This is a genomic window from Micromonospora sp. M51, assembly GCF_018070305.1.
GTDB classification, from domain to species: Bacteria; Actinomycetota; Actinomycetes; order Mycobacteriales; family Micromonosporaceae; genus Micromonospora; species Micromonospora parva.
In genome coordinates this window covers 1-667 of sequence record NZ_JAGPXZ010001387.1, presented here as the reverse complement: position 1 = coordinate 667, position 667 = coordinate 1, and the positions used below count along the sequence as shown (strand labels likewise).

Annotated in this window: 2 protein-coding genes; both read left to right on the top strand. The window is 74.7% G+C overall.

The features are described from left to right. Positions 1 to 474: 2-oxo-4-hydroxy-4-carboxy-5-ureidoimidazoline decarboxylase (uraD, locus tag KBX53_RS35000; protein WP_210864039.1), on the top strand; the 474-nt coding region annotated here is incomplete at its 5' end. After that, positions 471 to 667: hydroxyisourate hydrolase (locus KBX53_RS34995; protein WP_210864038.1), on the top strand; the 197-nt coding region annotated here is incomplete at its 3' end. The genes uraD and KBX53_RS34995, both read left to right, overlap by 4 nt.

The window sequence follows — 667 nt, the reverse complement described above, 5'->3', positions numbered from 1 at the left end:
AACGTCGCGAGCCCCGACGAGGCGGACGACGTCGTCAGGTCCGCCGCCGACGTCGACTCCTGGGTCCGCGCGGTGGTCTCGGGCCGCCCTTACGCCGACCTGGACACACTCCTGGGTCACGCCGACCAGCTCGCCCATGCCTGGGCGCCTGCGGACGTGGCCGGCGCGCTCGCCCAGCATCCCCGGATCGGCGAGCGTCACCGCGGCGGAGGGGCCGACGCGCAGCTGTCCGCGGTGGAGCAGAGCGGTGTCGGTGACGACGCCGACGTGGCCGAGCGGCTGCGGATCGGCAACGAGGCCTACGAGGAGCGCTTCGGCCACGTGTTCCTGATCCGGGCGGCCGGCCGCAGCGGCGAGGAGATCCTCGAGGCGCTGGAGAAGCGGCTCGGCAACGACCCGGCCGGCGAGCTGGACCACACCGCCCTCGAGCTCCGCGAGATCGCCGGCCTACGGCTGCGGAGCCTCCTGTCATGAGCCTGGTCACCACGCACGTCCTGGACGCCGCCCTCGGCCGTCCCGCGAGCGGCGTCGCGGTCAGCCTCGCCGACGACACCGGCGCGATCCTCGCCGATGGCCGCACCGACGACGACGGCCGCGTGCCGGATCTGGGCCCCGACACCCTGCCCGCCGGCACCTACCGGCTCACCTTCGCGACGGGCGCGTACTT